Here is a 6,084-nt window from a genome sequence, read left to right on the forward strand (position 1 = left end):
TCGGAACCGTGGGCCGCCGGGCTGATCGGCGACGCGGGGCCGACGCCCGGGACAAAGGCGCGGGCCGGGGAAAAGAGAATGGCCCACTGGTCGCGGGACCACCGGGCCGGGGCTGCCCGCCTGGGGCGCCGCCCCGCGGGGCAACCCCACCGAGCCGGCCCCGCCGGCCTGGGCGAACGAGCAGGGCGGGCCCGCCTGGGGCGCCGCACCGACCCCGTCCGGTGAGCAGCCCGCCTGGTCGCAGGCCGGCGAGCCGGGCAGCCGCGGCGCCGCCCCGGTGCCCGCGCCCGCCACCGTGCCGAACGAGTCATGGGCCACCCCGGCCGGGCAGGACGACCCGAACCGGTCCGGCGGGTGGAACCCGGCGACCGGGCAGCAGGACGACGACCCGGGCCGCGCCGGTGGATGGCGCGCGGCGCAGGAGGACAACTCCGGCGGTTGGGCCGTCGGGGCCGCCGCCCAGCAGCAGAACGACCAGCCCGCCTGGGGCCAGCAGAGCGAGCAGGCCGCGCCCGGCTGGTCGCCGGCCGAGCCGACCGCCCGCGCCGCCGCCAAGGTCTCCGTCCCGGGCGCCGTCCGGCCCGAGGGCGCCTGGCCCGCCCAGGAGGAGCAGGGCCGCGCGGGCGGCTGGGAGAACGGCCCGGCCGCCGGCCGGGACGACGACCCGGACCGCTCCGGCGGCTGGGCCGCGGGTCGCTCCGCCGGCGTCGCCGAGGCGCCGCAGCCGTCCGCCTGGGGCGCCCCGGAGGAGCAGCGCCCGGCCGGCGCGTGGAGCGGTGCCGCGTCCGTGCCGCAGCAGCGCGAGCCGGAGCGGGCGGCGGACGAGCCGGGACAGCCAGCCTGGGGTGCCGCCGCGCCGACGCCGGCCGAGGCGCCCGCGCGGGCCAGCGCGTCCGTACCGTCCCCCGACTCGCCGCCCGCCTGGGCCGGCAACCAGGACGACCCGGGGCAGTGGACGCGCGAGCGTCCGGCCGCTCCGGAGGCCGAGCCGTGGGCGCCCGGTGAGGCGTGGGGCCGGGCCGCGGAGGCCCAGCCCGAGCAGTCCGCATCGCCGGGCTGGGAGCCGGCCCGCGCCGAGGACGGGCCGATGTACCAGCCGGCGCCGGGTCCGGGGATCTCCCCGGCCAACGCGGTGCCGCTGCCGCCGCAGGAGCAGCGCGTGCCCGGCGCCGCCCTGGCCGCCGCGCCGCCCGCCGACTACGCGCCGTTCGAGCCGGGCGACCGGAACCCGCAGGCGTACGAGCCGGAGCAGGCCGCCGACGCCGGCTGGGGCACGCCCGCCCCGGCGCACGAGGAACCGCAGTCGCCGGCCGGGCCGGTGGTCCCCGGGCCGCGTACCTCGCCGGAGGCCGGTGCGGGCGGTGCCGTCTCGGCCAGCGCCTCGGTGCCGACGGCCAGCCGGGTCACGCCCCCCGCCGACCAGCCGCTGCCCACCACCGGCGGGCCGGCACCGCAGCCCCGGGTCTACGGCCGGCCCGCCCGTCCCGAGCCGGAGGAGGCGCCCGGGCAGGACGGCCCGCACGGCTTCCCCGAGCCGGGCCCGCAGTCCCGGGCGGACGAGTCGGGCCGCCCGCACGGCTTCGCCGACGCGCCGCCGGTGCACTCGGCCCCGCCCTCCTCGCCCTCCGCCCCGCCGCCGTTCCCGCCCGGCGTGCCGTCCTTCGTGGACCCGCCCGCCAACAACCGGCCGGCCAACGGGGTGCACCCGCACAACGGCGAGCGCCCGGGCGGGCCGCACGACCCGTTCGGGGGCCCCGGCGGGCCGCACGACCCGTTCGGCGCTCCCGGCGGGCACCAGGACCGGTTCGGCCCCCCGCCGAACGGCCACCACGACCCCTTCGGCGGGCCGGGCGGCGCACCCGGCGACCCGTTCGGCGGGGCGGCCGGTGGCCGCGCCTCGGTCGGCGTGCCGGGGCAGGGGCCGATGGGCGAACCGGGCGGCTTCCCGCCCGCGTTCCCGCCGCCGCCCCAGCAGGCCGCGCCGGGCTGGCCGCAGGCGGGTCCGGGTGGCGAACCGGAGCAGGGCCGCTTCGAGGCGTTCAGGCCGGAGGCCGAGCCGAAGACCGAGGCGCCCACGCCGAAGGTGCGCAACGGGCGGGTCCTGGCCGTGGTGCTGATCGCCGCGGTGCTCATCCTCGCCGTGCCGCTCGGCCTGCTCACCCTGCTCGGCAAGATCGGTGGGGACGACAAGCCGGCGGGCTTCGACCCGGCGGTGGGCTCCTGCGTCAAGCAGTCGGGCGCGACCGCGGTGCCGGCCGACTGCGGCGAGCAGGGCGCGTTCACCGTGGTGTCGAGGGTCGACAGCAAGGACAAGTGCGCCGACCCGGCGCAGCCCCAGGTGGTCCTGCCCGGCGACGGCGCCAACCGGGTGCTCTGCCTCAAGCCGGCCGGCCAGTAACAACTCCCGCGACGGCGGGGCCACGGTGATCCGTGGCCCCGCCGTCGTCGTCACTTCTGCCAGTGCGGGTCGCGACCGAGGTAGGCCAGCAGGGCGGCGACCGGGTCGTCGCCGGGCCCGGTGGGCAGCGCGGCGGCGTACGCGAATCCGCGCAGCGGCTCGGCGGTCGCCCGGGCCGCCGGCATGAGCTGCTCGGCCAGCTCGGCGGTGAGCGGCGCCGGCTGCCCGGTGGCCACCGCGACGTCCCAGGCGTGGACCGCGGCGTCCAGCGCGCAGGTGGCGGCGGCGAGCTGCGGGTCCATGGTCGGGACGGGCGGCAGCGGAGTGCGGACGGGCCCGGCCGTGGGGTCGACCCGCGCCCACGTCGCCGCGGCGGCCTCGATCGCGCTCCGCACCACGCTCTGGACGCCCTCGTCGTGACCCCGGGGCGGGTCGAACGGGTTGTACGCCGGCGGGTCGCCGGCTCCGACGTGCGCCGCCCACGCGTGCTGGTCGCCGGCGGCGTGCATCAGCACCTGCCCGACGGTCCACGCGGCGCACGGCGTCGGGTCGTCGAGCCGGTCGGCCGGAACCCCCTCGGTGGCGCGGCGCAGGAGGTCGAGGGCGGTGGTGAGGACGGGGAAGCTCACGGGCCGGTCCTTTCACTGGAACGGAATTCTTTGTTCCGTTCCAGCATAGCAGAACGGAACGATCTGTTCCACCGTTGCCAGGTCCGCATCCGACCAGCAGCCCGCTCAGCGACCGCCACCCTTCACCGCCCCATCGGCCCGGACGCCGACGGCGGTACGGCACGATGGGGGCATGAGCGCACGAGTACGGGCACCTGAGCTGCGCGGCCGGGGCTGGCTGAACACCGGCGGCAAGGCCGTCACCCTGGCCGACCTCCGCGGCAAGATCGTCCTGTTGGACTTCTGGACCTTCTGCTGCATCAACTGCCTGCACGTGCTCGACGAGCTGCGCCCGCTCGAGGAGAAGTACGGCGACGTCCTGGTGGTGATCGGGGTGCACTCGCCGAAGTTCGAGCACGAGAAGGACCCGGTGGCCCTCGCCGCCGCCGTCGAGCGGTACGGCGTGCACCACCCGGTGCTCGACGACCCCGAGATGGACATGTGGCAGCAGTACGCGGCGAAGGCCTGGCCGACCCTGTCGGTGGTCGACCCCGAGGGCTACGTGGTCGCCACCATGGCCGGTGAGGGGCACGCCGAGGGGCTGGCCCGGCTGGTCGACGACCTCATCGCCACCCACGAGGCGAAGGGCACCCTGCACCGGGGCGAGGGCCCGTACGTACCGCCGGCCGAGCCGGAGACCGCGCTGCGCTTCCCCGGCAAGGCTGTGGTGCTCGACGGCGGCAACCTGCTGGTCTCCGACTCGGCCCGGCACTCCCTGGTCGAGCTGGCCCCGGACGGGGAGACGCTGGTCCGCCGGATCGGCACCGGCAGCCGCGGCCACGCCGACGGCCCGGCGGAAGCCGCCTCCTTCTCCGAGCCGCAGGGGCTCTGCCTGCTGCCCCCGCACGTGGCCGAGGTGGCCGGCTACGACCTGGTCGTGGCGGACACCGTCAACCACCTGCTGCGCGGCGTGAAGCTGGAGACCGGCGAGGTGGTCACGGTCGCCGGCACCGGCCGGCAGTGGCGCTCGTCGGTCGACGACCACGCGCACGACGCGCGCTCGGTCGACCTCTCCTCCCCGTGGGACGTCGCCTGGTACGACGACCGGGTCGTCGTCGCCATGGCCGGCATCCACCAGCTCTGGTGGTTCGACCCGACGAAGCGGACCGCCGGCATGTACGCCGGCACCACGGTCGAGGCGCTGCGCGACGGCCCGCTGCCGGACGTCTGGATGGCGCAGCCCTCCGGCCTCTCGGTGTCGGCCGACGGCGCCCGGCTCTGGGTCGCCGACAGCGAGACCAGCGCGATCCGCTACGTGGAGAACGGCGTGATGGGCACCGCCGTCGGGCAGGGCCTGTTCGACTTCGGCCACGTCGACGGCCCGGCCGACCGGGCGCTGCTCCAGCACCCGCTGGGGGTGTGCGCGCTGCCGGACGGCTCGGTGCTGATCGCGGACACCTACAACGGCGCCGTGCGCCGCTTCGACCCGGAGACCGACCAGGTCGCCACGGTGGCCGACGGGTTGGCCGAGCCGAGCGACCTGGTGCTCACCGCCGAGGGCGAGGTGCTGGTGGTCGAGTCGGCCGCGCACCGGCTCACCCGGCTGGCACCGGGGGCGCTGACCGCGGCGGGCGCGAACACCGTGGACGGCCCGCGGCACAAGTTGGAGCGCAAGCCCACCGACGTGGCGGCCGGCGAGCTGACCCTCGACGTGATCTTCACGCCCGCGCCCGGGCAGAAGCTGGACGAGACGTACGGGCCGTCGACCCGGGTGGTGGTCTCGGCGTCCCCGCCGGAGCTGCTGGTCGAGGGGGCCGGGACGACCACCGACCTGTCCCGCCGGCTGGTGCTCAGCGGCGACGTGGCGCAGGGCGTGCTCCAGGTGACCGCCCAGGCCGCCACCTGCGATGCCGACGTCGAGCACGCGGCCTGCCACCTCACCCGGCAGGACTGGGGCGTGCCGGTCCGGGTGGTGGCCGGCGGGGCGACCCGCCTGCCGCTGGTGCTGCGCGGTCTGGACGCCTGACGGGTCGGGCCGCCGGTCAGGCGAACGGGGCGACGACGACCCCGGCGTCGATGAGGGCGGCCCGGACCAGCTCGGCGCAGTGCACCGCGCCCGGGGTGTCGCCGTGCAGGCAGATCGACTCGACCGGGCAGGGCACCACACTGCCGTCGACCGCGACCACGGTCCGCTCGGTGGCCATCCGGACCGCCCGGGCGGCCACCTGGTCGGGGTCCTCGACCAGCGCGTTCGCGGCGCTCCGGGGCACCAGCTGCCCGTTGGGCAGGTAGTTCCGGTCGGCGAAGCCCTCGGCGACCACCCGCAGGCCGGCACCGACGGCGAGCTGGGCGAGCACCGAGCCGGGCGGGCAGAGCACCGGCAGCTCGTGGTCGTACCCGCTGACCGCGGCGACCAGCGCGGCGGCCTGGGCCTCGTCGCAGGCGGCCGCGTGGTAGAGGGCCCCGTGCGGCTTGAGGTAGCGCACCCGGGTGCCGGTCAGCCGGCAGAAGGCGTCCAGCGCGCCGAGCTGGTAGATCGTCTCGTCGCGCAGGGTGGCGAAGTCGTAGGCGATGTGCCGCCGGCCGAAGCCCGCGAGGTCCCGGTAGCCGACCTGGGCGCCGACGGCGACCCCGCGCCGGGCGGCGCCCGCGCAGACCCGGTGCATGGTGGACGCGTCACCGCCGTGGAAGCCGCAGGCGACGTTGGCGGAGGTGACCAGCCCCAGCAGCGCCTCGTCGTCGCCGAGCCGCCAGATGCCGAATCCCTCACCGAGGTCAGCGTTGAGGTCCATGGAACGTCACCGTAGTGCCTGGGCGGGCCTGCGCGAGCGGGGTCACGTCGTCCACCACCCCGATGACCGGGTATCCGCCGGTGGTGGGGTGGTCCGCCAGGAAGATCAGCGGTTGGCCGTCCGGCGGCACCTGCACGGCGCCCAGGACGAGGCCCTCGCTGGGCAGCTCACCCGCCACCGCGCGGGGCAGGGCCGCGCCGACCAGTCGCGCGCCGACCCGGTTGCTGGCCGGGCTGACCGCGTACGCGGTGCGGAGCAGCAGGTCGAGGGCGGCGGGGGTGAACCA

At 77.5% G+C, this 6,084-nt stretch carries 4 protein-coding genes and 1 pseudogene; 2 read left to right on the top strand and 3 right to left on the bottom strand.

Annotated features, from left to right (window positions below):
* Nucleotides 1–295: 295 nt before the first annotated feature.
* Nucleotides 296–2,398 (top strand): LppU/SCO3897 family protein, encoded by a 2,103-nt coding sequence (locus ACW0Q9_RS28345; protein ID WP_456186462.1) that lies wholly within the window; start codon nucleotides 296–298, stop codon nucleotides 2,396–2,398.
* A 50-nt stretch (nucleotides 2,399–2,448) separates the two neighbouring features.
* On the opposite strand, the gene ACW0Q9_RS28350 is transcribed toward ACW0Q9_RS28345, so the two are convergent.
* A complete protein-coding gene (locus tag ACW0Q9_RS28350; RefSeq protein WP_456186464.1) occupies nucleotides 2,449–3,027 on the bottom strand; it encodes a TIGR03086 family metal-binding protein in 579 nt (192 codons plus the stop codon).
* A gap of 172 nt (nucleotides 3,028–3,199) precedes the next feature.
* On the opposite strand from ACW0Q9_RS28350, the gene ACW0Q9_RS28355 reads away from it, so the two are divergent.
* Nucleotides 3,200–5,032: an NHL domain-containing thioredoxin family protein gene (locus ACW0Q9_RS28355; RefSeq protein WP_456186466.1), complete on the top strand. Its 1,833-nt coding sequence runs from the start codon at nucleotides 3,200–3,202 to the stop codon at nucleotides 5,030–5,032.
* A 16-nt stretch (nucleotides 5,033–5,048) separates the two neighbouring features.
* Here the strand turns inward: ACW0Q9_RS28355 and ACW0Q9_RS28360 are convergent, their stop codons facing one another.
* A complete protein-coding gene (locus ACW0Q9_RS28360; RefSeq protein ID WP_456186468.1) occupies nucleotides 5,049–5,798 on the bottom strand; it encodes a LamB/YcsF family protein in 750 nt (249 codons plus the stop codon).
* Nucleotides 5,782–6,084 (bottom strand): annotated as a pseudogene (locus ACW0Q9_RS28365) (allophanate hydrolase subunit 2 family protein); the annotation flags it as partial. The gene ACW0Q9_RS28360 and the pseudogene ACW0Q9_RS28365, both read right to left, overlap by 17 nt.

This window comes from Micromonospora sp. I033, from assembly GCF_053890995.1.

Excerpts from the sequence above, each read along its gene's own strand:
- ACW0Q9_RS28355 (WP_456186466.1), top strand. The coding sequence starts at position 3,200 with ATGAGCGCACGAGTACGGGCACCTGAGCTGCGCGGCCGGGGCTGGCTG.
- ACW0Q9_RS28360 (WP_456186468.1), bottom strand. The coding sequence starts at position 5,798 with ATGGACCTCAACGCTGACCTCGGTGAGGGATTCGGCATCTGGCGGCTC.